Source organism: Steroidobacter flavus (assembly GCF_042651805.1).
Lineage (GTDB): Bacteria > Pseudomonadota > Gammaproteobacteria > Steroidobacterales > Steroidobacteraceae > Steroidobacter > Steroidobacter flavus.
Genome location: NZ_JBHSDU010000015.1, coordinates 2,241,506 through 2,266,056, shown reverse-complemented (window position 1 = coordinate 2,266,056; position 24,551 = coordinate 2,241,506). Strand labels below are relative to the sequence as shown.

The window sequence follows — 24,551 nt, the reverse complement described above, 5'->3', positions numbered from 1 at the left end:
GCGCAAACCGGCTCACGCCGGCTCGAAAGCAACCTTTGCTCCGGGGCGCAGGACCTTGGCGAGCGCCACAAAGTCCCAGCAATCGATATTCAATCGGATCTTGTTGTCGACCAGTTCATAGCGCGACAGCCCGGTGAAGCGCGTCGCCCGGCCGGTGCAGTCGGCGCCCTCGAAGTCGCCGCGCCAGGTGCCGGTGATGATCCATTCCGACGCTGCTTGATTGCCTGCGCCGAAACGCACCGGAAACTGCAGGTAGAAGTTGGGCAGTGTGGAATAAACGTGACGGGCGAAGTCGCGCAGCCCGGCGTGACCGCGCGAAGTCACATTGAAGGCCATGTCGATGTAGGTGCAGTCGGGCGTGAACAGCGCGCACAGCGCGTCCAGGTTCTGTGAGTTCCAGGCACTGGCCAGTGAATCGAACAGGACATCGACGGGTCGTTTCATGACAGTCTTGCACTCGAAGTTTTGATGACACGGAGCGATTTGCCGGCGGCCAGATGGCGGCCCACAGCGATGAGGATCAGCGTTGCCGCCGGCAGGGCGGTCGCGACGTAATAGAGGGACGTGATCGAGGCCGTGCCTTTGATCAAACCAATGGTGTATGTGCCCAGTCCGATGCCGACCATTTGCGCGGTGATCATCATCGAAGCGATCCAAGCGACACGCTGAGGGAATGCTCCAGCGGCATAAGCAACCAGCATTGGGAAATACGCTGAACACGCGAGCCCTGCGAATGCGAACGCGCCGATCAGACCGGCCGCGCTGCCTGTGAGAGGCAACAAACAAAAGGCTGCTGTCATCAGCGGCGGGAGCGCCAGCAGGAACGCGAGCGGTGGCAGTCGAATGACGAGGAACGAAGCGAGCAGTCGGCCGCTCGTCAGTGCGCCCCAGAAGCAAGTGAGGGCAAGCGAGGCGGTCGCGGCGTCCAGCCCGCGCTCTTCCTGGATGAACAACATCGCCCAGTTGGAAAAGATGCCTTCGGCGACCGAATAGATCACCGCGATGGCTGCGCAGATCCAGAACAACGCGTCCCGCTCCGGTCGTACTGCCGTTGCGCCTGTTACTGCTTCGCTCGTTGCAATGGGCGGGAACTCGGCGAGCAGCGCGGTCAGCAAGACGATGAGCGTCACGGCGGACAGTACGAGCACGCCGAGCAACCAATGGTCGTGCTGAGCGAACGTCGACAAATACAGCGGCGCGAGCATCATGCCGACGCCCACGATCGTATGCAGTGCTGTGAGCGCGGTGTTGCTCACTGCTGGAAACAAAACGACGGGATAGGCGTTGAGCGGCCCGCTGCTCAGACCGATGCCCAAGCCGATGCAACCGGTCGTGATCATCAACGCCGCCAACGCCAGATCTGGATGTAACGTCGCGCTGGCGGCCAAAGCAAACTGCGCCACCAGCAAACATAACAGCGCCAGTACCAGCAGCCGTTTGGTTCCCAATAGGGTTGTGAGCATGCCGCCGGCCACGCCGCCGACGATGGCGCTCAACAGTTGCGGCAGATAGATCGCGCCGTACTGCGCATCGCTGAAGCCATGCAACTGTTTGAGCAGCGCACTGCTCGCGGGCACGCTCACCAGCGTCATACCCAATATCAAACCGCCCGCGTACACGCTGAACGCCGCGCCGGTCGCGCTGGAGGAATGACTCGTCGATTTGTTTGAGCTCGCCATGTGGCGGCGGAGAGTACATGGCGCGCGTGGGTCGAGCCGTTGTCGGTCCAGGCCTTGCAAACAAACTTGCGCGAACTGGATAGCAGTCGGAAAAGCCGAACGTGTCGCGGCTCACAATGCGTCGGGTGGCTTGCAGAAACCGTACTGACTTGCCGGAACTGGCTTTCTGCAAGCGAGCGTGCGCAGGGAAGATGCGCCCCGCCGGTCGTGCCGGCCTCGACTATCAACGACGGGGTTAATGATGACGTTTTCTACAGTGGGCCGCCGCGCGGTTCATGGATGGTTGGCGGTGGCTTGCGTGCCGGTGGCAATGGGCTGTGGCGGCTCGGTCTGGGCGCAGGATGTTTCGGATACGGTGCTGGAGGAGCTGACTGTCACTGCTCGCAAACGCGAGGAGAATGTTCAGACCACGCCGCTGTCGGTGAGTGCGTTCGGCGAGCGCGCTCTGCAGGAACGGAATATTCAGTCGGCCGCCGATGTCACAGGCTACGTGCCGAACGTGCAGTTCGACAGCGTCGCGAGCGAATCCGGCGGTGGCGCGGCCACGCAGATCGCGATTCGCGGCATCGGTCAGACGGACTACGTGCTCACTGTGGAGCCCGGCGTCGGCATCTATCTCGACGGCGTGTATGTCGGCAAGTCCATCGGCTCGCTGCTCGATACGGTCGACATCGAACGCTTGGAGGTGCTGCGCGGTCCGCAGGGAACCTTGTTCGGCAAGAACACGCTCGGTGGCGCGATTCAGCTGGTGTCTCGACGCCCTAGCACCGAGCCGGAGTTCTATAGCGAAGTGGTCACCGGCGCGTTCGACCGCTTCGATGTGAAGACCGGCTTGTCTTCACCCATCAATGACAGCTTGCGACTGCGCTTCACCGGCAGCTATCAAAGCCGCGACGGTCACGTGAAGCGTGTGTCTCCCGTCACCGGTCGAGACACGGGCAAGCGACAGGGCAACAAAGATCAGTTGTCGGGCCGTTTGGTTGCCGAGATCGACTTGATGGACAATCTGCTCGCGACGGTTGCGATCGATGGCTCGCGGATCGACGAAGAAGCGGCGGGTGCGGTGGTGCTCAAGGCCGATGAGAACGGCGGGTTCTCTTCTTTGTACAACGCGGGAGTACCAGGCGGCGTGTGCTTGCCCAGCGCCGGCGCGGCGCGCTTCAATAATCCGCTCTGTTACAACAGTCAGTACGATCGTTCGTTGTCGTCCCGCGAGACCACGAACAACAACGACGCGGCGAACTTCTCCGAGGCCAATATCTGGGGCACGTCGCTAACGTTAGACTGGACACTCGATGCTTTCAGCGTGCGCTCGATCTCCGCTTACCGGCGGGTGAGCGTCGACATCATGCAGGAGCTGACAGGCTCGGCGTACTACGTCGACACCATCGGTCAGAGCATCGGCACCAAGCAGCTCAGTCAGGAACTGCAGCTCACGGGCGACCTGCTCGATGACCGGCTGCACCTCGTCGCGGGCGCTTACTATCTCCATGAAGAAGGCGAGCAGCGCTTTCCGGTGGACATCACGCTCGTGCAGTTTCTCTCGGGCGGCGCTATCGAAAACGACAGCTACGCCGCGTTCAGTCAGGTTACTTACGATCTGACCGATCAGCTGTCGTTGACCGGCGGCTTGCGCTACACGCATGAGGTGCGTGAGTTCAACCCGGGCCTGCAGGCGCTGCAGGGTTATAACGGAGGCTCGTCGACGCGCATTCCTGGGTTTGTCAATCTCGTCGCCGGCGCGTTCGGTGCGCCCGGTACGCCGCTGTTTCCCGCGGGCTGGTATGAGCGCACGAGCGATTCGACCACGCCGATGGCGTCGCTCAACTATGTCTTCGCCAACGACGCGATGGCGTATGTTTCATATGCGAAAGGGTTCAAGGGTGGCGGCTTCACGATGCGCTACTTCCCGCCCGTGTTGCCGGCGGCCGGCACCGATCCGGACGACATCGTTTCCTATGCTGGGCCGGAAACCGCGGTCACGTATGAAGTGGGCTTGAAGAGCGAATGGTTCCAGCGCCGGCTGCGCTTGAACGTCGCTGCCTTCCAGACCGATTACGACGACATTCAAGTCACCTACAACATCGATCCGGATGGCGCCGGCCCGATCGGCAACTTCGTGCCGGTGCTGTCGAACGCCGCGTCAGCGGAGATTCGCGGCCTCGAGATCGAAGCCTCGTTGGCCGCGACCGATTGGTTGCGCGTCGACTCGTCCGTCGGTTACGTCGATGCCGAGTACACCTACTTCTCGCCGCTGGCACGCGCGAACTACCCCGGCATCGAGTCGGCCGAATTGCCGAATACGCCGGAGTGGACGGCAAACATCGGCGGGACCGTGACCTTCATGGACAACGTCGCGGGGCGACTCGCGCTGCGTGCGGATTACAGCTATCGCAGCGAGCAGTTCAAAGAATTCACCAACAGCCCGATTCTGAAGCAGGACGCGTACGGCGTGCTGAATGCCGCGCTCACGTATGTGACGCCAGGCGGGCAGTGGCAAGCGTCGTTGGGCGGCACCAATCTCACTGACGAAGCCTACATGGTCAACGGCGTCGCCAATCCTGGCACTGGATTTTTCCAGGCGGCCGTGTCCCGACCGCGCGAGTGGTATCTGAGCCTGCGGTACGGCTTCTAATGACGACGTTCAGCATGACCGTGACCGGCTCGCTGCCGATGCGGGACTATGTCCCCATCGCGCAGCAGGCCGAGCAATATGGGTTCGATGAGATTCACGTTTCCGACGATCTCATCATGCGGCCGGCCTGGCCCATCCTCACATTGATGGCCACGCATACGACGCGCGTGAAGTTGGGACCGTTCATCGTCACTCCGCAGGTGGCGAATCCCGTCTATCACGCTGCGAATCTCGCGGCGCTGGATGAGCTCAGCAATGGGCGCATGGTGTGCGGGCTCGGCCGCGGTGGCTTCAATCAGATGCTCGGCGTCGCGAAAGCGGTGAAGCCGGTGCGTGCGCTGAAGGAAGCGTACTTGTTGATGGAACATGTGCTGGCGGCGAAGACCGAGCACTTCGACGGCGAGTTCTTCCAGGCCACCGCGGATTTGAAGTTTCAGTTCCCCGCGCCCCGACGCATTCCGATCTTCATCGGCACCTGGGGACCGCAGATGGCGCGCATGGCGGGAGGCGTCGCCTCGGGCATCAAGGCGGATTGCATTGGCAGCGGCGCTTACTTGTCCAAGCTGCGAACCGAGATGCTTGCCGGTGCCATCGAGGCTGACCGCGATCCGTCGAGCGTGAAACTCATCGTCGGCCCGTTGTCCTCGATTGCCGAAGATCGAGCGAGCGCGGAGGATTGTATTCGCGGCATGCTTGCCCTGATTCAACCGTTCCTCGCGCCGATGACGACCGAGGCGGGCCTCGATCCAGAAGCCATCGACGCGGCCTATCGCGCTTACGTGAGTGGCGACTTGGTGCGTGCAAAAGCATTGGTGCCGCAGAAGGCCATCAGAGCGTTCACGTTAACCGGTACGCCGCGCGATGTGATCGAGCAGGTTGAAGAACTGATTGCAGCGGGCGCGGATCACGTGTCGTTCGGCACGCCGACCGGTCCCGATCCTGCGCGTGCCATGCATCTCGTCGGTACGCAGATCCTGCCTCATTTCCGACGGAACTGACCCGTGCACTCATCGATACGTATCAAAACAATCGCTGTGCTCGGTGGCACCGGTCGCGAGGGTAGAGGGCTGGCGTTGCGCTGGGCGCGTGCGGGTTATCACGTCATTCTCGGCGGCAGAGATCTGGCGCGAGCGGAGACGGCTGCGGCGAGCCTGCGCGAAAAGTTGGATTCGATAGCTCGTATCAGCGGCGCGCTCAATCTCGCCGCCGCTGAGCAAGCGGACGTAATCGTGCTTGCGGTGCCGTTCGCTGCTCAGCTCGACACGGCGCTGCATGTGCGGAGCGCTCTCAAGGGAAAGATCTTGATCGATGTGACTGTGCCACTGGTTCCGCCGAAGGTTGAGGTTGCGCAACTGCCGGGCGGATCTGCTGTGGAGCGACTGCAGGCGGTGCTCGGGTCGGACGTTGCGGTCGTGTCGGCGTTTCAGAATGTTTCGGCCCATCATCTCGCCGATCTGGATCATGCGATCGATTGTGACGTGTTGATCTGCGCCGACGACGAGCGTGCCGCGCAGACCGCGGTGGAGCTGGCTGAGGCTGCCGGGCTGCAGGGCTGGCGATGCGGCCCGCTCAAGAACTCGCTGGTGACGGAAGGGCTCACGTCTCTGCTGATCGCCATCAATCGCCGCTACAAAGTGCCGAGCGCGGGCATTCGCATCACGGGCGTCCCGACGGGCGCGCATTGATGGCGACGCAGGCGATCGTCGCGTTGAAACATCCGGATCGAGCGAAGACACGGCTGTCAGCGAAGCTGACCGCTCAGTCGCGGCGTGAGCTGTATTTTCGGATGGCCGAACATGTGCTGAAGACGCTGCTTCGGACCGAGTCGATTGCGAGTGTGGCCGTCGCGACGGCGAGCGATGAGGTGGCGAGTTTTGCGCGGGGGATGGGTGCTACGGCGATTGATCTCTATGTGGATCTCGGCACGCGCGCGGCGTATCAGCAGGCCATTGCGATCCATCGGCCGAGCGGCGAGCTGTTGCTTATCAATGGCGATCTGCCTTTCTTGCAACCGGAAGACGTTGAGACGATGGCTTGCGACCGGGATGACGTTGTCATCGCCCCCGACCGGCATGGTCGCGGCACGAATGCACTTTGGTGTCGCACGGCGGGGATGGTCGAGCCGCTGTTCGGTGAGAACAGCTTCAAGCGTCATTGCGCTGCTGCCCGGGCGATGGGCGTGACGCCTCGTATCGTCAGGAGACTGGGGTTGGGATTCGACGTCGACGATCCGCAGGATCTGGAATTGATCGGTCACAGGGATGTCGCTCGTCCGAGTTTGCTTTCGTGAGGCGGGTGACTGCGATTGGGGAACGGGCGACGGCGGAGCAGGCGATGGCCTTGCTCGATGTCGACTGGCGCTCGCTCGCGCCCGCGGCGTCGGAGCGTCGAGATGCAGGGTGGGGCTCGCTTATCACCTATTCGCGGAAGGTGTTCATTCCGCTGACGCGGTTGTGCCGGGATGTTTGTCACTACTGCACATTCGCGACGACGCCTCGTTCGTTGGAGCGCGCGTACCTGAACATCGACGATGTGCTTGCGATTGCACGCGCCGGTGCGAATGCGGGTTGTAAGGAAGCGCTGTTCACCCTTGGCGATCGACCGGAGGCGCGGTATTCACACGCGCGTCTCGCGCTGGCTGAGCTGGGACATGCGTCGACGCTGTCGTATCTGAAAGAGGTTGCTGCGCGGGTCAGGGTGGAGACGGGGCTGTTGCCGCATCTGAATCCCGGCGTGATGGATGAGGCGGAGCTTCAATCGTTGCGTCCCGTAGCGCCGTCGATGGGATTGATGCTGGAGTCCGCGTCGCCGCGATTGTCACAACGAGGTGGGCCGCACTTTGGGTCGCCGGATAAGATTCCCGAACGTCGACTGGCGAGTCTGCGCGCGGCCGGTGTTGCGAAGGTGCCGACGACCAGCGGCATTCTGATTGGCATCGGCGAGACGCGCGTCGAACGCATCGAAGCGCTGCTGGCGTTGCGAGCGTTGCATGATGAGTTCGGGCATCTGCAGGAAATCATCATTCAGAACTTCCGCGCCAAGCCGGGCACGCTGATGGCCGCTGCGCCCGAGCCGTCGATGGATGAGTTGGCGTGGACAGTGGCGGTGGCGCGTTTGTTGTTCGGGCCGAGCATGAGTATTCAGGTGCCGCCGAATCTTTACGTCGGCGATTTCGCTGAGCTGGTGGATGCGGGCATCAACGACTGCGGCGGCATTTCGCCGGTGACCCCGGATCACGTGAATCCCGAGGCGCCGTGGCCGCACGTCGAACAACTCGCCGCAACGCTGGCGTCGCGCGGCTCGATGTTGGTTGAGCGGTTGACTGTGTATCCGAGTTACATCTCACGACGCGATGAATGGATCGATCCAGGGCTGCATGCGCCTGTGTTGCGGTGGAGCGATGGTGCAGGCCTTGCGCGCATTGGATCGTGGTCCCCTGGCGGGGCCGAGGCGCCGAATGAGGCGGAGCTTCGAGAGCTTACAAGCACTGCCTCTTTCTCACGCGCGAGCTCGATTGCGTCGACGGTGAATATTTTGGCGCGCGGCGGGAAAGTAGGCGACGCGGCGATTGCTGAGTTGTTTACCGCGCGCGGCGCGGACTTTCTCTACGTGCAAGCGGCGGCGGACGAGCTTCGTCGTGAGCAGGCGGGCGATGACGTGACTTACGTCGTCAATCGAAACATCAACTACACCAACATCTGCTTGTATCGCTGCACCTTCTGCGCGTTCTCCAAAGGGCGCTCGCACGCGGCGCTGCGAGGGCCGGCGTATGTGATGGACCTGGAAGAGATCAGCCGCCGCGTCGATGAAGCGTGGCAGCGCGGGGCCACGGAAGTTTGCATGCAGGGTGGCATTCACCCCAGCTTCGACGGCAACACCTACCTCGAAATTTGCCGAACCGCCAAACGCGTGCAGCCTCAGATGCACGTGCATGCGTTCTCGCCGCTGGAGATTACGCACGGGGCGCGCACGCTGGGTATTTCTGTGGGCGAGTTTCTTGCCGAGCTGCGGAGTGTGGGGCTGGGATCGTTGCCGGGAACGGCGGCGGAAATTCTCGATGATGAAGTGCGGCGGGTGATCGCCCCTGACAAGCCGGATACGGATAGCTGGTTACAAGTGATGCGTACCGCGCATCGCCTCAACATTCGCAGCACGGCGACCATCATGTTCGGTCACGTCGATGGCTACCTGCACTGGGTGCGCCATCTGAGGAGAGTTTTGGAATTGCAGGAGGAAACGGGCGGCTTTACCGAATTTGTGCCGCTGCCGTTCGTTCACATGGAGACGCCGATGTATTTGAAGGGAAGGGCGCGTCGTGGCCCTACGCTTCGTGAAACGATCCTCATGCATGCGGTCTCACGACTCGTGCTCGGGGAGAGCATTCGCAATATCCAGGTGTCCTGGGTGAAGCTCGGGCCGCAGTGGGCGCAGCGTTGCTTACGAGCCGGCGCGAATGATCTCGGCGGCACTTTGATGAACGAGTCGATCAGCAAGGCCGCCGGCGCCAGCCATGGCCAGGAATTCGAGGTTCGTGGCATGGCGGTCTTGATCGGTGAAATCGGCCGGCGCGAGGCGCAGCGGACGACGCTGTATCGACGCGTGCAGGAGATTGCTCAGGGTGTTTTGCCATAGCTGCGGACCGGATGATCGTCACTGGTCAGCAGATGAACGAAGCTTGGATGTATGAAAAGCTTCTCGCGCCCAACCTTGACTTCCCGAAGTACGCCGATGGATTCGAGCGTCTTGAGATACGTGGAGGCCGTCTGGCGTTTTGCGATCTTCGCTTCGACGATGTTCTGGATCCGGCAGTAAGGCTGAGTGAAAACGATCTCGACGAGCTCCCGACTGTAAATTTTGGATGCGTGGGTGCGAATGTACTCTGTCGCCTGCGCCTGCAGGCGCTGAATGGCCTTGATCTTATCGGTAGTCCACGCTGCGGTTTGAGCCACCGCGTGCAGCATATAAAGAATCCAGTCTTCCCATCGGCCATCCGCCGTTACACCGAGAAGCAGTCGGTAGTAATCGCTCTTCGAACGAATGATGGCGCGCGACAGATAGAGAATCGGCAGCTCGAGCAATCCCAGCTGGACCAGGATGAGTAGATTGAGCACACGGCCGGTACGGCCATTACCATCGGTGAAAGGGTGAATGGCTTCGAATTGATAGTGCGCCACCGCCATCCGGATCAGCGGATCGACTTCGTCGTGCTCATGAACGAATCGCTCCCAATTCGCCAGCTTTGTCCGTAGCAGCGCTTCGCCTTCCGGTGGCGTGTAGATGACTTCCTTGGAGGACTGATTGCCCAGCGCGACGCCAGGTACGCGCCGTATCTGCATCTTGGTGCCTTTGATGTGTGCGCAGACTTCAATGGCTGTATTCGTAGAGAGCGGTCGCTGCTTCAGCGAACGGAAGCCACGTTCCAAGGCGGTTCGATAGCGCAGAGCTTCCTTCGTGGCAATGTCGGGACTTTGATCTTCGATCTGCGCGTAACGAAACAGCGCGTCGGAAGTGGTGACGATGTTCTCGATTTCCGAGCTCGCCTGTGCCTCCAGCAACGGAATACTGTTGATGAGGACAGTCTGATTGGGCAGCTGCGCGCCGGCTTGCTTCAGGCCTTCGAGCGCGGCTCGGGCTGAGATGCAAGCCTTTAAAACAGGCTTGGTTTCGATCTCCGCGACGGGTGGCAAAAGGGGCAGGTCATTGAAGGGCCGTTGCGGATTGAACTTGGGCGTCGTTCTGGCCGGCTTTTTGCTCGTTCTGGAAGCCATGGTCGAAACCGGATCGCGCCCGTATGTTTACGTGATCGACATTTGGCCAGGACGTGTCGAAATTTTCAAGTTTTTTCGACATGTTTTCCGGACATGTCGATGGCATCGACATATGGCTGTCTCACCCCATCACCACCTGCTCCGGCTCATTCACAAAATACCCCTGAATGAATTCAATCCCGAGCTGCCACAACACCGCCATCGTATTCGCATCTTCAACACGCTCAGCGATCGTCGCGACGTTGCGGCCTTTCGCCTGATCGACCAGCTCGCGCACGCGTTGTTGCAAGCCTTGATCGACGGCCAGGCCTTGCATCAGTGTGCCATCCACCTTCACGTAATCGATCGGTAAGTGAGCGATCAAACGTTGCGGGTCGCGGCCGGTGCCGAAGTGCTCGATAGCAAATCGGAAGCCGATCTTCCGCAGGCCGTTGGCCAGTTCGCTCGTGTCGCCCAAATATTCCGTGGCGATCTGCTCGCTCACCTGGAAGGCCAGGCGGCCGGGCTCGATGCGCGACGACTTGAGCTGATTGAGCAGCCACTGCAGGAGCGACTTATCGCGCACCGAGTCTTTCGACAGGCGCACGAACAATTGTTTCACCGGCCGGCTCGCGATGAAGGTCATGGACGCGCCGATCACCCAGCGGTCGATGTTCTTCATCAGGTCGTTGCGCTCGGCGGCGGCCATGAATTCGGCGGGCAGCAGTTCTTCGCCTTGCTCGTCGACCATGCGCACCAGCACGTCGAACATGCCTTTGTCTTCGCCGAGCAGGCTGGCGATCGGCTGTTGCATGAGGCGGAAGCGGTTTTCCATGAGGGCGGCGCGGATGCGCTTCACCCACAATTCATCGGCCGCTTCGCGCTTGGTCGATTCTTCGCGCTGGTCGACGATGTTTACTCGCGCGCCGCCGGCGGTCTCGGCGGTGCGGCGGGCGGTCAGGGCGTCGACGATGGCATTGCCGGCGTTGGGCGAGCGCGGATCGATCAGGCCGATGCCGACGCTGCACGTGCAGGAGATTTGTTTCTCGCTGAGCCGGAACACCTGGGTGCCGACTTTGCGAATCAGATTCGTCGCCCACACTTCGATATCACGCGCGGTGCCGCGTTCCATCAGCAACAGCAGCGTGCCGTCGCCGAAGCGACCGAACAGATCGGAGGCCTGGCGCGTCTCGCCGATCAGCCCGGCGAATTGGGAGATGAAATCTTCGAGGGCCAGCGGGCCGATGTCGTCGCTGATGGCTTCGAGCTTGTCGGCTTGAATGGCCACCAGTTCGCGTACGCCCGCCTTGATCGGCTGGGCCAGCGTCTTCTTCAAATGCTCGATGAAGAAGCGGCGTTGCAAAGCGCCGGTGCTCGCGTCGCGCTCCAACGCCTCGGTGAGTTGTTCGTTGAGATTACCGGTCTCGCGTTTGCGCGCGGCGAAACACAATCGTACCGCTGGTTCGCCATCGAACTCGGTGCGCGACAGTTCCATTTCCAGCGGCACGCTCGAGCCGTCGTTCAACAACGCATTCGCTTTGAGCGGATGATTCGACCACTTGCCTTGCAAACAGGCGACCAGCGCGCCCTTGAGCGCGGCATGGGCATCGGCATCGAAGACATCCATCAACGGCGTGCCGACCAGCGCGTCGGGCTCGGTGAAGCCGTACAGATCCAGCCACGCCGGATTGGCGTCGACGATGATGCCTTCCTGCACGTGGGCGATGGCGTCGGCGGAGCCGGCCATGAACGATTTCAATTGATCGCGATATTCGCGCGCCGAGCTGATGGTGCTGTTGAGCGCGCGGGCCTGGCGATTCGCTTCGAGCTCGCGGGCGACGACGCCGCGCAGTCGATGGGGATTCATCAGCGTGACCACATCGCGTGCGCCCTGTTGCATGGCGTTGGCGATGATTTCCTCATCGACCTGATCGCGCGCGAACAGCACCGGCACGTCGGCGCCGTACTGCTTGGCCACCGTCATGACCTTGGTCATGTCGGCCGGGTCCGGCCCCACGAACGCCACCAGCATGTGCGCATTGATCTGCTGCAAGGCTTCGCCGAGGTCGGTCAGCTCCTTGATCCAATTGCAACGCACGGCCACGCCGGCGTTGCGCAGGTTGCTGTTGATCGCCTCGACGTTGTCCTGATGACGGGTCAGGACGATCATCGGCACGGCGCTAGATTCGGCCAACGTTCTACTCCACAAAAACTCTTCGTTACGGCTCAAAGACCCACGACGGCGGTCTTCGCCGGGGCACCGGCGATCTCCCGGACCAGCTTCGGCACCAGGTAGCCGGGCAGCCGGGCGGTCAGCTCCCGATGGAGCTCGAGGGCCCGCGACTCGGGCAGGTCGAAATGTGCCGCGCCCCTCACTTTGTCCAATACATGGAGGTAATAAGGAAGGACGTGTGTCTCGAATAGCGCTTCACTTAATTCGGCCAGGGCGATCACGCTATCGTTGACCCCTTTGAGCAGCACCGACTGATTCAGCAGCGTGGTGCCGGCCGCCGCCAGCTTCCGGCATGCCTCGCGCACCGATTCGTCGATTTCATGGGCGTGATTGGCGTGCATGACCACCACTTTCTGCAGCCGCACGCCCTGCAGCCAGTCGAGCAACCCGGAATCGATCCGCTCCGGAAGCACGATTGGGTAGCGGGTATGAACCCGGAGGCGCCGGATATGGGGGAGGGCCTGGAGCGCGTCGGTCAGCTGCTTGAGCCGTCGATCGCTCAGACTCCAGGGATCGCCGCCGCTCAGGATCACCTCGGTGATGGTCGTATCGGCGCGCAGGTGCTCGAGGGCGCCGAGCCAGCCCTGTTGAAGCGCGGACTCTTCGCCATAGGGAAAATGCCGGCGGAAGCAGTATCGGCAATGGACCGCGCAGGCGCCGGTGGTCACCAGCAGCGCGCGGCCCTGGTACTTATGCAATAACCCCTGGGCGGCCCGTCGGTCCATGTCGCCGACCGGGTCGGTCACGAAGCCCTCGACCAGCTGCGTTTCCGCGGCAACGGGCAGGACTTGCAGCAGCAACGGATCGTTGGGATCGCCCTTGCGCATGCGGGCGACATAGCTCCGGGGCACTCGCAGGGCGAAGTCCTTGGCGGCCGCTACGGCGGGCAGCACCAGGGCCGGATCGAGCTCGAGCAGGGTGCACAGCTCCCGGGGATCGGTCACCGCGTCCGCCAGCAATTGCTGCCAGCCGGGGGCGGACGGGAGGGGAACGGGGTCGAACGGGGTGGCCAACTGGTTTGCGTGGGAGGTTGCGGCTATCATCTGCGCCCTTTGCCGGGCCCCGCTGGAACTGCGAGGCCGGTCCATTTTCGCAGACTTTAACCCTCGGTGCCCAATGGCCAGTTATTCCACCAATGAATTCAAGTCGGGCGTCAAGATCCTGCTTGAAGGTACTCCGTACTCCATCGTCGAGAACGAGATGGTCAAGCCCGGCAAAGGCCAGGCCTTCAACCGCGTCAAAGTGCGCAATCTGAAGAACGGCAAGGTGACCGAGCGCACCTTCAAGTCCGGCGATACCGCCGAGGCGGCCGACGTGGTCGAGACCGAGATGCAATATCTCTACACCGACGGCGAGTTCTGGACCTTCATGAACCCGGAGTCGTTCGAGCAGTACACCGCCGGTAAGGAAGCCCTCGGCGACGGCGCGATCTGGCTGAAGGACGGCATGAACTGCACCGTCATGTTGTGGAATGGGGAGCCGCTGAACGTGACGCCGCCGGCGCACGTCGAACTCAAGGTCATCGAGACCGACCCGGGCCTGCGCGGTGACACGGCAACTGGCGGCGGCAAGCCCGCCAAGCTGGAAACCGGCGCCACGGTGCGCGTCCCGTTGTTCATCGACCAGGGCGAGTACATCCGCGTCGACACCCGCACCGCCGAGTACATCGCTCGCGCGAAGGCGCCGGCGTAATCAGTCTGAGTTACGTGGCGGCGAGCAGCGCCGCCACGAACGCTTCGAGTCCCTGCCGATCCTCTTCATCGAATCTCGCCAGCTTCGGGCTGTCGAGATCGAGCACGCCGATCACCTCGCCATTGCGGATCATCGGCACCACGATTTCAGAGTTCGACGCCGCGTCACACGCAATGTGACCGGGAAACTCGTGCACGTCTCGCACGAGTTGAGTCTTGCGCTGAGCCGCGGCGGTTCCGCACACACCCTTGCCCATTGCGATGCGCACGCACGCAGGCTTGCCCTGAAACGGGCCGACCACCAGCTCGCCGTCTTTGAGTAAATAGAAGCCTGCCCAATTCAAATCGGGCAGCGAGTGATATATCAGCGCGGCGCTGTTGGCGAGATTGGCGATCCAATCGGCTTCGCCTGCGATCAAACTGCGCAGCTCCTCGACTAGTTGCCGATAAAGCACTGACTTTGGTTGGGTCGAATCGATGTGGCTTTCGTGCATGGCGCGAACCCGAACATTACAAGTGACGCCATTGTACCCCGCAGTGTGATGCTCCTTCTTCAGCAATGCCCGCCGCGCGTGTACGCTGCGCACGGCTCGATCATGTAACAAACTTCAGCGGACGAACTATGGAGCCGGGAGTCAGCCCTGAGCGCGCACCTGACGCGGCGCTCGATCTCACTGTGGATCATCCAAACCCTGCAGGGCCTGTCCGGCGCGAGCTGCCGCCGGGAGAAATCGTCGGTCGATATCGCATCGTGCGCCTGCTCGGGCGCGGCGGCATGGGGTCGGTGTATTTCGCGGAGCGTGCCGACGAGGAATATCAACAGTCGGTGGCGTTGAAGGTTGTCGAGTGGTGCCCGGCCGTGACGGATCTCGCCGGTCGCTTCCGTGCTGAGCGGCAGATTCTTGCCCGCCTGACGCACGAGAACATCGCGCGGCTGCTCGATGGCGGTCAGATGCCGGATGGTACGCCGTACCTGGTGATGGAGCACATCGACGGCACGCGCATCGATCACTACTGCAAGCTCGGCCGGCTCAATATCGAAGCCAGGCTCAAGTTGATGCAGCAAGTGTGCGCGAGCGTGCAGTACGCGCATCAGAACCTGGTGATCCATCGCGATCTGAAACCGTCGAACATCCTGGTGACGGAGCAGGGCGTGGTGAAGCTGCTGGATTTCGGCGTCGCCAAGCTGCTGAGCGCGGATCACGACAGCGATCCCTCGATGACACAGCAGATCGATCGCGTGTTGACGCCCGATCATGCGAGCCCGGAGCAGTTGCTGGGCCAACCGGTCGGCACGACGTCAGACATCTACGCGCTCGGCGTGCTGCTGTACGAGCTGCTGAGCGGCAAGCGTCCGTTCGAGTTCGCGAATCTGTCGCTGAGCGAGATCACGCGAATCGTCGGTCTCACCAGTCCCGCGCCACCGAGTGCGCGCATTCGCACTGAGACCGACCGACGCGGCCTCGCCAATGAGTTGCGCGGCGATCTGGATAACATCGTGCTCAAGGCAATGCATCGCGATCCGAACCGTCGTTATCCGTCAGCGGCGGCGCTCGCGGCGGACATTCAGAACTATCTCGATGGCCGACCGGTGCAGGCACGGCCGGACACCTTCACGTATCGCGCTCGCAAGTTCCTGCGCCGGAATGTGTGGGCGGTCGCGGGAGTCACGGCGTCGGTGATGATGATCGTCACGGTCATCTCGTTCTACACCGTTCGACTCTCCGAAGAGCGTGACATCGCGCAACGCGAGCGCAAGGCCGCGGATACGGTCGCCGAGTTCATGATCGACGTGTTCCGTCGTGCTAATCCCAATGAGACGCGCGGTGCCGAAGTGACGGCGCGCGATGCGCTCGATGCCGCCGCTGCTCGTATTGATCGAGATCTCAACAACGAGCCGCGGTTGCGATTGGCGCTCATGCGCAAGATGGGGCAGTCGTACAGCGGTTTGGGATTGATGCCCGAAGCGTTGAGCTTGATGGAACGGCAAGTGAGCGTGGCGCGGGAGCTGTTCGGCGAGACGGATGTCGAGCTGGCGCGGGCATTGGAAGCGCTCGGTCATGTGCATCACTCGATGTCGAAGTTCATTCTGGCGGAGCAGGCCTTCGGCGAGGCGGAGTTGATCCGCATCCGATTGGGATTGGAGCACGATGCCGAGTGGGTGCTCCTGCTGCATTCCGTCGCGACCAACTTGCGAGCCGAGCAGCGTTTCGAGGACGCAATCAAATATCACCTGCGAGCCGAGCAGGGGGCGCGAGCGCTGCCCGAATCGGAGCACGCAACGCTGGGCAACGTGTTGCAAGGGATGGCGTTCACGTACGGCGAGTCGGGGGACTACGTTCGTGCTGAACGCTACGCGCGTGAAGCATTGCCGCTGCTGGAAGGCGCGGTCTACGAAGGTCACGATCTGTACGGCAACGGCTTGAACACACTGGGCCACATCCTGCGGCGCCAGTTCAAGATCGAGGAGGCCGAGCCGTTGTTTCGTCGCTTCGTCGCGCGTCAGACAGAAATGCTCGGCAAGAATCATTTCCTCGTCGCTCGTGCGCAGAACAATCTTGCGACGCTGTTGCGAGCGAAGGCCGACTACAAAGGCGCGGAAGAGGCGCTGCTCGAAGCGTTGCGCATTTATCAGTCGGGCCGCGAGCCGGATCAGCTGGATCTCGCCATCGCGCATCACAATCTGGCGGGCGTGTATCGTGAGGCCGGCGATTTCGTGCACGCGCTCGAGCACGCCGATATAGCGATTGCACTGAAACGCGAAGCGGTCGGCCCGGGCAGTCCGCAGTTGGTGAGCTCGTTGCTGGAGCGAGCCGGTGCGTTACGCGAGCTGGGTAAGTTCGCCGATGCGCACGTGGCGTTGGCGGAAGCCGAGACGATTGCCGCTCAGCGCTTCGATCAGAAGGATCGTCGTCATGTGATGGTCACCATCGAGCGCGGTCGCTTGAATTTCGTGACTGGCAAGACAGTGGAGGCGCAACAGGATCTCGAAGCCGCTGTCGCGAGTTTGCGCAAGCAGGATGAACCGGCGCGACTCGCTGAGGCGCTGTGTAATTTGGCCGAACTGCGTACCGACGCGGGTGACATGGCGGGCGCGCGAACTTTGCTCGACGAAGCAGCGACATTGCGTCGGAAGATCATGCCGGCGGCCCATCCGGCGCTGGCGGCCGTGCAACGTCAGTTGAGTGCCCTCAAGGGGACCGATCACACCGCTCCGTAACATTCGCGCCCTTGTCGACGGCTGCGGCGAGGCGCATGTTTAGGCAAGCTTTCTGCGGCTTCGGATTACCGCCTCGCACCGGTCGGCGGCGACAATGCGTGCCGTGACGATCAGTTGAACCATCGAGGTCACCATGCAACAACGTAAATTGGGTACACAGGGTCTGACAGTGTCCGCGCTCGGTCTGGGCTGCATGGGCATGGCGCAGGTCTACGGCGAGAGCGACGATGCGGAGAGCATCGCGACCATTCATCGCGCCCTCGAGCTCGGCGTGAATTTTTTCGATACGGCTGAAGTCTACGGGCCGTACACAAATGAAGAATTGCTTGGCAGAGCACTCAAGGGCAAGCGTCAGCAAGCCATCGTCGCCACCAAGTTCGGCTTCGATCTGACCTCCAAGGACCGTCTCGGCGCCGTCAACAGCCGGCCGGAGAACGTGTTCAAGGTCGCGAATGAAAGTCTGAAGCGGCTCGACACCGACTACATCGATTTGTTTTATCAGCATCGCGTCGATCCGGCCGTGCCCATCGAAGAGACGGTCGGTGCCATGGCGGAGCTGGTGAAGCAGGGCAAGGTGCGTTATCTCGGCTTGTCCGAAGCCGGCGCGGCGAATATTCGGCGGGCGCATGCGGTCCATCCGATCTCGGCGTTGCAGAGCGAGTACTCGCTGTGGGAGCGCAATCTCGAGCCCGAGATCATTCCGTTGGTGCGCGAGTTGGGCATCGGCCTCGTGCCCTATTGTCCGCTCGGTCGCGGCTTTCTCACTGGCGCGGCGCCCCGTCTGGATTCGACGAACGAAGCTGACTTCCGTCGCCGCGATCCACGCTTCCAGGGCGAGAACTACGATCGCAATTTACATCTGGTCGAAGAAGTGAAGGCGGTCGCCAAGAAGAAGGACGTGACCGCGGCGCAGATTGCGCTCGCGTGGGTGCTGCAGAAGGGGAACGACATCGTTCCGATTCCGGGCACCAAGCGTCGCAAGTATCTCGAAGAGAATGTCGCTTCCGCGTCGGTCACGTTGACGCCGCAGGAGATGCAACAGATCGACGCCATCGGCGCCGGCGACGTGTCCGGTCCTCGCTATAACGAGACGTTCATGAAGCTGGTCGATCGCTGATCAGGCGGGAGCGAGGTATTCGCGAGATAGTCGCTGATCAGGCGCAGGGGCGAGGTATTCGCGAGTTGGTGGGTCGCTGATCAGGCGCGGTCGAACGGGAATGCGAGCACGGCGTCGATATGTTTGGCGCCGGTCGCGCACATCACGAGGCGGTCGAAGCCCAGCGCGACCCCGGAGCATTCCGGCAAGCCGTGCTCGAGCGCCGCGAGGAAACGTTCGTCCATCGGCATCGAGGGCAAACCGCGTTTGGCGCGCTCGGCGAGATCACGTTCGAACCGGGCGCGCTGTTCAGCTGCATTGGCCAGCTCGTGAAAGCCATTGCACAGCTCGAGCCCATCCATGTAAGCCTCGAAGCGCGACGCGACCGGCCCGCGAATTTGCGCGAGTGCGGCTTGCGAAGCGGGATAGTCGTAGATGAAGGTCAGGCGGTCGTGACCGAGCTGCGGGCCGACCAGGATGCCCATGATCAAGTCCAGGCAGGCGTCGCGATCGTTCCTCACATCGCGCGGCACTTCGATCTCTGCGCTCTCCAATCTCGCAATCAACATTTCGATGGGGTCGTCGAACGGATCGATGCCCGTGTGCAGATGGACGGCCTCTCGATAGGTCAGCCGTTCGGAGCGATCGAACGCCCGTGATGGCGGCAGCATCGCGCCGATCAGACGTTCGACATCCGACATCAACGCGTGATGATCCATGCCGAGCCGATACCACTCGATCATGGTGAATTCGGGGTTGTGCGAGCGGCCGCTCTCGCCGTCGCGATATACCTTGCAGATCTGCCAGATGTCGCCGCAGCCGGCGGCGAGCAGACGTTTCATCGCGTACTCGGGCGACGTATGCAGGAAAGATTGTCGGCCGATGGCGGTCGCTGCGACGCTGGCCAGATGCACGTCGGTCACAGCGGCCGAGCTGATCGTCGGCGTGTCCACTTCCAGCGCACGGGTGGCAGTGAAATATTCGCGCGCGGCCCTCAGCATGGTGGCGCGAATCTCGAGCGTCGCAATGGGCGCTGTCGGCCGCCAGTCGTTACTCATTGCGCGGTCCAGACGATGGGACAGCCGAGTGCCAGTCGTTACTCATTGCGCGGTCCAGACGATGGAACGGCTGAGTGCCGGTCGTTTACTCATTGCGAGACTCGAGCGATGGGGCGGCCCAGCTGCACGGTCGTATTCGGATGCAGCGACGAATTCCAGTGAATGCGGCTGCGCTCGAACAACAGCACGACGGTCGAGCCCATGTTGAACCGACCGAGCTCCTCACCCTTGTCGAACTCGTGGCCCACACCCTTGGCGATAATTTCCGGACGCTTGCGACGCCGCGGCGGCGGATTCACTTCGCCACAGTGCACGGTCTCGATGCTGCCGACATGCAGCGCGCCGACCAGAATCACGGCGACGCGTCCGATGGACGTGGTGAACTCACAAATCAATCGTTCATTGCGAGCAAACACGCGTGGCACGGCCCGCGCGGTCGACGCGTTGACGCTGAACAGTTCACCCGGCACATAAATGTTCTTGAACGCCGTACCCGCGTACGGCATGTGAATGCGGTGATAGTTGTACGGCGCGAGATAGATACACGCGAAGCTGCCGTTGCGATACGTGGCGATGGACTCCTCATCGCCGGCCAGCAGTTCCTGCAGCGTGTAGTGCTGTCCCTTGGCCTGCAGGATCGACTCGTTCAATAGATCGCCGACCTGACTCACGGTGCCGTCGACCGGGCTGACGACGAACTCCTGTTCGATCGCGATCGGACGGGCGCCGGGCTTCAGGGCGCGAGTGAAGAAGTCGTTGAACGTGCGATACGCAAACGGATCGGGCTGCGCCGCCTCGGCCATGTTGATATCGAACAGGTTCAGGAAGATGCGCAGGAACGTATTCTTGACGAACGACGACTGGCTGCGCGTGATCGCGTAGATCGCGCGCGACATCAGATGTTTGGGCAGGACGTACTGAAGCGCGGCGAACAGCCGGTCGCCAGTGCTGACCTCGGGTACTTCGCTCATGTGGACGGCGGGTAGGCGGCGACGAGGGCGCGATAGTCTTCGGCGATGATGGGCACTTCGTGCGGCGTCGAGGACAGGGCTCGAAGCGCGCCGTTCGGGTCGACCACGAAGATCGCGGCGGAGTGATCGACCGTGTAGTTGCCATCCGGCTGCTCCGAAATCGCGACGGGCACGCCCATCTTGAGCGCGAACTCATGAATGGCGTCCTGCTCGCCGGTGATGCCGGTGAACGTGGGGCTGAACGATTTCACGTACTGCGCCAGGCGCTCCGGCGTGTCGCGCTTGGGATCGACCGACACGAGCACGATGTGCGGTCGTTGTTCGCTCGGCATGTCGGCGAGCTTCTTCTCCACTTGCGCCAGCAGCGCGAGCGTCGTCGGGCACACATCCGGGCAGGACGTGAAGCCGAAGAACAGAATGCTCCAGTGACCGCGCAACTGCTCCGGGCCGAAGGGCTGGCCCTGCTCGTCGATGAACGCCATGGGCGGCAGCGGCCGGGCTGGATCGATCAGCGTGGCCTTGGCCAGGGTCGGGCCGCCGGAGCGATCCAGCAGTGCACGCGACAACAGCATGCCGGCCGCAATCGCTACAATGCCGACCAGCGCCGCGAGTCCTATCGTTTTTGCTCGACTCATTTGTCTCCTCGTGGCGCGAAGTATCGCATGCCCGCCAAGAAATCCGCCTCCAGGAAGTCCACCGCCAAGCTGCGCGCCGTCCCCGGCCGCGGCACTTCGACCAAGCTCAGCGCGAAGAAATCCGCGACGACCGCCTCGCCGATCGCGGGCGCGCCCGAGCCGGTCACCGTGGCACAGCTCATCAGCTTCGCCGCCGAGCGCTTCGCGCATGCCGAGCTCTGGTTCGGGCACGGCACCGACAACGCCGTCGATGAAGCCGCCGAGTTGGTGTTTTTCGCGGCCGGCCTGCGGCACGACGACGCCGATGAAGTGTACGGCCAGACGCTCAAGGCCGCGCAGCGGACCAAGGCGCTGGGGCTGATTGAACGGCGCATTCGGGAGCGCGTGCCCGCTGCCTATCTCACGCATCGCATGTGGTTCGCGGGCCATGAGTTCTACGTCGACGATCGCGTGCTTGTGCCGCGTTCGCCGATCGCCGAGCTGATCCACGCGCGCTTTCGTCCCTGGATCGATCCCACCAAGGTCAAACGCATCGTCGATATCGGCACCGGCTCGGGCTGTATCGCGATTGCCAGCGCGCTGGCGTTTCCCAAAGCCAAGGTGGATGCGGCGGATCTGTCGCCCGACGCGTTGGCGGTGACGCGCAAGAACATCGAGCGTCATGACGTTCAGGAGCGGGTGCGCGCCGTGAAGTCGGACGTGTTCGACGGATTGAAGGACGAGCGCTACGACGTGATCGTTTCCAATCCGCCCTATGTCGGCGATGAAGAGCTGGCCGGCCTGCCGGAGGAATATCGCCGCGAGCCGCTGATGGGCTTGCACGGCGGCCGCGACGGCCTCGACATCGTGCATCGGATCATCGACCAGGCCGCCGCGCACCTGCAGCCGCATGGAATATTGATCGTCGAGGTGGGGAATTCCGAGGATGCGCTGGTCGAGGCGCGGCCCAGAATGCCGTTCACCTGGCTCGAATTCGAGCGCGGCGGCGGCGGGGTGTTCCTGCTTACCAGAGAACAGCTGGTCGCAAAGTCGTAAAAAAGTCTGTAAATCGCGAGCAGGGCGCAGCGCGTGGCCACCCGGTCTGTGGGTAGAATCGGTATGTATGTGCGTACGTACCAACTGGCTCTCCGCGTTGCTCCATGTCCGGTAACACCTTAGGCAAGCTCTTCACTGTCACCACCTTCGGCGAAAGCCACGGGCCGGCGCTCGGCTGCATCGTCGATGGCTGTCCGCCGGGCCTGGAGATCTCGGAGGCGGACATTCAGCCGGAGCTGGAGCGGCGCCGCACCGGCACTTCCCGGCACACCAGCCAGCGCAAAGAGCCGGATCAAGTGAAGATCCTGTCCGGCGTGTTCGAAGGCCGCACCACGGGCACGCCCATCGGGTTGCTGATCGAGAATACCGACCAGCGCTCGCGCGACTACGAGAAGATCAAAGATCGGTTCCGCCCGGGGCACGCCGACTACACGTACGACCAGAAATACGGCTTTCGTGACTATCGCGGCGGCGGACGATCCTCGGCCCGCGAGACGGTGATGCGGGTCGCGGCCGGCGCCATTGCTCGTAAATATCTGCGTGAGCGCCTGGGTGTGAGCATTCAGGGATACCTCGCGCAGCTCGGTCCGCTGGTGCTGGAGCCGAAATCGTTGAGCACGGTGTACGACAACCCGTTCTTCAGTCCCGACCCGTCGCGGCTGGAAGAGCTGGAGGAGTACATGATCAACCTGCGTCGCGACGGCGATTCCGTCGGCGCGCGGGTGAATGTGATCGCGAGCGGTGTACCGGCGGGGCTCGGTGAGCCGGTATTCGACCGGCTGGACGCGGACATCGCCTTTGCGATGATGAGCATCAACGCGGTGAAGGGCGTCGAGATCGGCGCGGGGTTTGCGAGCGTGAGCCAGAAGGGCAGCGAGCATCGCGACGAGATCACGCCGCAGGGCTTTCTCTCCAACAATGCCGGCGGCGTGTTAGGCGGCATTTCCTCGGGCCAGGACGTTGTCGTGAGCATCGCGCTCAAGCCCACGTCCAGCATCATCGTTCCCGGGCGCTCGATCGATCTGGACGGCAACCCGGTCGAGGTCGTCACGACGGGGCGGCACGACCCGTGTGTAGGACTGCGCGCCACGCCGATCGCCGAGGCCATGCTGGCGTTGGTATTGATGGACCACTACCTCAGGCACCGAGGCCAAAATGCGGATGTGACCAGCAAATTCGCGCTCAAGACGCTGCTTCCGGGCGGTGATTAAGGTAGTGTGCGCGGCCCGATTTACTGAACTACTAGTTTGATTTAAAGGGGACAGATCTATTTTCGTACACGAATTGGTCGTTTCCGCGGCGTAGCCGCGAAAATAGATCTATCCCCTTTTGGCAGGCTATTCAGCATGGGGCTGGATGGCCGCTTTGGTGAGCAACTGAGTCTGGAGTCATGAGCAAGCGTTGGAATGTGGCGGTTCTGGGTGCGACTGGTCTGGTCGGCGGCAACATGCTGTCGATTCTGGAACAGCGCAATTTTCCGGTGGGCGAGCTGTTTCCCCTGGCGAGCGCCAAATCCGTCGGCAAAACCATTCGCTTCAAAGGTAAAGACATTCCAGTCCTGGACGTCGAGACATTCGACTTCACGAAAGCGCAGGTCGGCCTGTTCTCGGCCGGTGCCAGTGTTTCGAAGGTGCACGCCGTGCGCGCCGGCCAGGCCGGCTGCGTCGTGGTCGATAACACCTCGCAGTTCCGTTATCAGGACGACATCCCGCTGGTGGTGACCGAGGTCAATCCGCACGCCATCGCGGGCTACAAGAAGCACAACATCATCGCCAACCCGAACTGCTCGACCATGCAGATGCTGGTGGCGTTGAAGCCGCTGCACGATGCCGCCGGTATCGAGCGCATCAACGTGGCCACCTATCAGTCGGTGTCGGGCGGCGGCCAGAAGGCCATCGACGAGCTGCAGGGCCAGACCGAGACCCTGCTGAAGGGCGGCTCGGTGACCCCGAAGGTGATCGCCAAGCAGATCGCGTTCAACGTCGTGCCGCAGATCGACGTGTTCCTGGACAACGGCTACACCAAGGAAGAGATGAAGATGTTCTGGGAAACCCAGAAAATCTTCGAGGACAAGAACATCAAAGTGAACGCGACCGCGGTCCGCGTCGGCGTGTTCGTCGGCCATTCCGAGGCCGTCAGCATCGAAACCCGACGCAAGCTCACTGAAGGGCAAGCCAGGGAATTGCTGAGCAAGGCCCCTGGGGTGGTGCTGATGGACGAGCGCAAGCCGGGCGGGTATCCAACCCCCGTCACCGAAGCGGCTGGCACCGATCCGGTGTTCGTGGGACGCATCCGGGAAGACATCAGTCATGACCGGGGTCTAAATCTGTGGATTGTGTCCGATAACGTTCGCAAGGGAGCAGCGTTAAATAGCGTCCAAATCGCCGAGATTTTGGTGAAAGAGTATTTGTGAGCTATAGTTGCGCGCCTAAAGTCAGGAAGCACATGAACTTTTCATGGAGTTTCAGGGCGAGCGCGCTGGTTCATCTGTAGCAAGGGCGCTTGCCATAAGGTCGTTGCATAACGCCTTAGGGGCAAGCTCCCCCACATC

The 24,551-nt window shown here is 62.0% G+C and carries 20 protein-coding genes; 11 read left to right on the top strand and 9 right to left on the bottom strand.

Annotated elements, in window-relative coordinates; genetic code table 11:
* Positions 1–12: 12 nt before the first annotated feature.
* Both ACFPN2_RS36820 and ACFPN2_RS36815 read right to left on the bottom strand, forming a co-directional pair.
* Positions 13–444 carry an ester cyclase gene (locus ACFPN2_RS36820; RefSeq protein ID WP_380606075.1) on the bottom strand — a complete coding sequence of 144 codons (432 nt, stop codon included), beginning with the start codon at positions 442–444 and terminating at the stop codon, positions 13–15.
* Positions 441–1,679: an MFS transporter gene (locus ACFPN2_RS36815; protein ID WP_380606073.1), complete on the bottom strand. Its 1,239-nt coding sequence runs from the start codon at positions 1,677–1,679 to the stop codon at positions 441–443. The genes ACFPN2_RS36820 and ACFPN2_RS36815 overlap by 4 nt, the downstream gene beginning before the upstream one ends.
* A gap of 238 nt (positions 1,680–1,917) precedes the next feature.
* Between ACFPN2_RS36815 and ACFPN2_RS36810 the strand changes: the two genes are divergently transcribed.
* From ACFPN2_RS36810 to cofH, 5 genes are read left to right on the top strand one after another with little or no spacing between them, the layout of a single operon-like run.
* Positions 1,918–4,314, top strand: a complete 2,397-nt coding sequence (locus ACFPN2_RS36810; RefSeq protein ID WP_380606071.1) for a TonB-dependent receptor — start codon at positions 1,918–1,920, stop codon at positions 4,312–4,314.
* A complete protein-coding gene (locus ACFPN2_RS36805) occupies positions 4,314–5,312 on the top strand; it encodes an LLM class flavin-dependent oxidoreductase (RefSeq protein WP_380606069.1) in 999 nt (332 codons plus the stop codon). Before ACFPN2_RS36810 ends, ACFPN2_RS36805 begins: the two co-directional genes overlap by 1 nt.
* A gap of 3 nt (positions 5,313–5,315) precedes the next feature.
* The gene (gene npdG / locus ACFPN2_RS36800; RefSeq protein WP_380606067.1) at positions 5,316–5,999 is read left to right on the top strand and encodes an NADPH-dependent F420 reductase; all 684 of its coding nucleotides are present in this window, start codon (positions 5,316–5,318) and stop codon (positions 5,997–5,999) included.
* The gene (gene cofC / locus ACFPN2_RS36795; protein WP_380606065.1) at positions 5,999–6,604 is read left to right on the top strand and encodes a 2-phospho-L-lactate guanylyltransferase; all 606 of its coding nucleotides are present in this window, start codon (positions 5,999–6,001) and stop codon (positions 6,602–6,604) included. The genes npdG and cofC overlap by 1 nt, the downstream gene beginning before the upstream one ends.
* Before the next feature lie 44 nt (positions 6,605–6,648).
* The gene (gene cofH / locus ACFPN2_RS36790) at positions 6,649–8,946 is read left to right on the top strand and encodes a 5-amino-6-(D-ribitylamino)uracil--L-tyrosine 4-hydroxyphenyl transferase CofH (protein ID WP_380606063.1); all 2,298 of its coding nucleotides are present in this window, start codon (positions 6,649–6,651) and stop codon (positions 8,944–8,946) included.
* On the opposite strand, the gene fic is transcribed toward cofH, so the two are convergent.
* The 3 genes from fic to epmB all read right to left on the bottom strand — a co-directional run bounded on the left by fic (position 8,928) and on the right by epmB (position 13,337).
* Positions 8,928–10,082 carry a protein adenylyltransferase Fic gene (gene fic, locus ACFPN2_RS36785; RefSeq protein WP_380606061.1) on the bottom strand — a complete coding sequence of 385 codons (1,155 nt, stop codon included), beginning with the start codon at positions 10,080–10,082 and terminating at the stop codon, positions 8,928–8,930. The two genes, cofH and fic, sit on opposite strands and share 19 nt — an antisense overlap.
* A gap of 121 nt (positions 10,083–10,203) precedes the next feature.
* Positions 10,204–12,255: an EAL domain-containing protein gene (locus tag ACFPN2_RS36780; protein ID WP_380606059.1), complete on the bottom strand. Its 2,052-nt coding sequence runs from the start codon at positions 12,253–12,255 to the stop codon at positions 10,204–10,206.
* Between the two features lie 32 nt (positions 12,256–12,287).
* Complete coding sequence (gene epmB / locus ACFPN2_RS36775; RefSeq protein ID WP_380606057.1) at positions 12,288–13,337, bottom strand: EF-P beta-lysylation protein EpmB; 1,050 nt, start codon at positions 13,335–13,337, stop codon at positions 12,288–12,290.
* Positions 13,338–13,410: 73 nt separating this feature from the next.
* On the opposite strand from epmB, the gene efp reads away from it, so the two are divergent.
* Complete coding sequence (gene efp, locus ACFPN2_RS36770) at positions 13,411–13,986, top strand: elongation factor P (RefSeq protein ID WP_129780537.1); 576 nt, start codon at positions 13,411–13,413, stop codon at positions 13,984–13,986.
* A gap of 10 nt (positions 13,987–13,996) precedes the next feature.
* Here the strand turns inward: efp and ACFPN2_RS36765 are convergent, their stop codons facing one another.
* On the bottom strand, positions 13,997–14,479 hold the full coding sequence (locus ACFPN2_RS36765) for a GAF domain-containing protein (protein ID WP_380606755.1): 483 nt from the start codon (positions 14,477–14,479) through the stop codon (positions 13,997–13,999).
* 128 nt (positions 14,480–14,607) lie between these two features.
* Between ACFPN2_RS36765 and ACFPN2_RS36760 the strand changes: the two genes are divergently transcribed.
* Positions 14,608–17,205, top strand: a complete 2,598-nt coding sequence (locus ACFPN2_RS36760; RefSeq protein WP_380606054.1) for a serine/threonine-protein kinase — start codon at positions 14,608–14,610, stop codon at positions 17,203–17,205.
* 133 nt (positions 17,206–17,338) lie between these two features.
* Positions 17,339–18,322 (top strand): aldo/keto reductase, encoded by a 984-nt coding sequence (locus ACFPN2_RS36755; RefSeq protein WP_380606052.1) that lies wholly within the window; start codon positions 17,339–17,341, stop codon positions 18,320–18,322.
* An 80-nt stretch (positions 18,323–18,402) separates the two neighbouring features.
* Here ACFPN2_RS36755 and epmA read toward each other — a convergent pair whose 3' ends face one another.
* From epmA to ACFPN2_RS36740, 3 genes are all read right to left on the bottom strand, one after another.
* Positions 18,403–19,359, bottom strand: a complete 957-nt coding sequence (gene epmA, locus ACFPN2_RS36750; RefSeq protein ID WP_380606050.1) for an EF-P lysine aminoacylase EpmA — start codon at positions 19,357–19,359, stop codon at positions 18,403–18,405.
* An 89-nt stretch (positions 19,360–19,448) separates the two neighbouring features.
* Positions 19,449–20,330 (bottom strand): archaetidylserine decarboxylase, encoded by an 882-nt coding sequence (asd, locus tag ACFPN2_RS36745; RefSeq protein ID WP_380606048.1) that lies wholly within the window; start codon positions 20,328–20,330, stop codon positions 19,449–19,451.
* Positions 20,327–20,965: an SCO family protein gene (locus ACFPN2_RS36740; protein WP_380606046.1), complete on the bottom strand. Its 639-nt coding sequence runs from the start codon at positions 20,963–20,965 to the stop codon at positions 20,327–20,329. Before ACFPN2_RS36740 ends, asd begins: the two co-directional genes overlap by 4 nt.
* A 27-nt stretch (positions 20,966–20,992) precedes the next feature.
* On the opposite strand from ACFPN2_RS36740, the gene prmB reads away from it, so the two are divergent.
* From prmB to ACFPN2_RS36725, 3 genes are all read left to right on the top strand, one after another.
* Positions 20,993–22,000 carry a 50S ribosomal protein L3 N(5)-glutamine methyltransferase gene (gene prmB / locus ACFPN2_RS36735; RefSeq protein ID WP_380606044.1) on the top strand — a complete coding sequence of 336 codons (1,008 nt, stop codon included), beginning with the start codon at positions 20,993–20,995 and terminating at the stop codon, positions 21,998–22,000.
* Positions 22,001–22,104: 104 nt separating this feature from the next.
* Positions 22,105–23,211: a chorismate synthase gene (gene aroC, locus ACFPN2_RS36730; protein WP_380606042.1), complete on the top strand. Its 1,107-nt coding sequence runs from the start codon at positions 22,105–22,107 to the stop codon at positions 23,209–23,211.
* 179 nt (positions 23,212–23,390) lie between these two features.
* A complete protein-coding gene (locus tag ACFPN2_RS36725; protein ID WP_380606040.1) occupies positions 23,391–24,413 on the top strand; it encodes an aspartate-semialdehyde dehydrogenase in 1,023 nt (340 codons plus the stop codon).
* Positions 24,414–24,551: the final 138 nt, after the last annotated feature.

Coding starts and splice junctions, on each gene's coding strand:
- ACFPN2_RS36820 (WP_380606075.1), bottom strand. CDS start 444: ATGAAACGACCCGTCGATGTCCTGTTCGATTCACTGGCCAGTGCCTGG.
- ACFPN2_RS36815 (WP_380606073.1), bottom strand. CDS start 1,679: ATGGCGAGCTCAAACAAATCGACGAGTCATTCCTCCAGCGCGACCGGC.
- ACFPN2_RS36810 (WP_380606071.1), top strand. CDS start 1,918: ATGATGACGTTTTCTACAGTGGGCCGCCGCGCGGTTCATGGATGGTTG.
- ACFPN2_RS36805 (WP_380606069.1), top strand. CDS start 4,314: ATGACGACGTTCAGCATGACCGTGACCGGCTCGCTGCCGATGCGGGAC.
- cofC (WP_380606065.1), top strand. CDS start 5,999: ATGGCGACGCAGGCGATCGTCGCGTTGAAACATCCGGATCGAGCGAAG.
- cofH (WP_380606063.1), top strand. CDS start 6,649: ATGGCCTTGCTCGATGTCGACTGGCGCTCGCTCGCGCCCGCGGCGTCG.
- fic (WP_380606061.1), bottom strand. CDS start 10,082: ATGGCTTCCAGAACGAGCAAAAAGCCGGCCAGAACGACGCCCAAGTTC.
- epmB (WP_380606057.1), bottom strand. CDS start 13,337: ATGATAGCCGCAACCTCCCACGCAAACCAGTTGGCCACCCCGTTCGAC.
- efp (WP_129780537.1), top strand. CDS start 13,411: ATGGCCAGTTATTCCACCAATGAATTCAAGTCGGGCGTCAAGATCCTG.
- ACFPN2_RS36765 (WP_380606755.1), bottom strand. CDS start 14,479: ATGCACGAAAGCCACATCGATTCGACCCAACCAAAGTCAGTGCTTTAT.
- ACFPN2_RS36760 (WP_380606054.1), top strand. CDS start 14,608: ATGGAGCCGGGAGTCAGCCCTGAGCGCGCACCTGACGCGGCGCTCGAT.
- ACFPN2_RS36755 (WP_380606052.1), top strand. CDS start 17,339: ATGCAACAACGTAAATTGGGTACACAGGGTCTGACAGTGTCCGCGCTC.
- epmA (WP_380606050.1), bottom strand. CDS start 19,359: ATGAGTAACGACTGGCGGCCGACAGCGCCCATTGCGACGCTCGAGATT.
- asd (WP_380606048.1), bottom strand. CDS start 20,330: ATGAGCGAAGTACCCGAGGTCAGCACTGGCGACCGGCTGTTCGCCGCG.
- ACFPN2_RS36740 (WP_380606046.1), bottom strand. CDS start 20,965: ATGAGTCGAGCAAAAACGATAGGACTCGCGGCGCTGGTCGGCATTGTA.
- prmB (WP_380606044.1), top strand. CDS start 20,993: ATGCCCGCCAAGAAATCCGCCTCCAGGAAGTCCACCGCCAAGCTGCGC.
- aroC (WP_380606042.1), top strand. CDS start 22,105: ATGTCCGGTAACACCTTAGGCAAGCTCTTCACTGTCACCACCTTCGGC.
- ACFPN2_RS36725 (WP_380606040.1), top strand. CDS start 23,391: ATGAGCAAGCGTTGGAATGTGGCGGTTCTGGGTGCGACTGGTCTGGTC.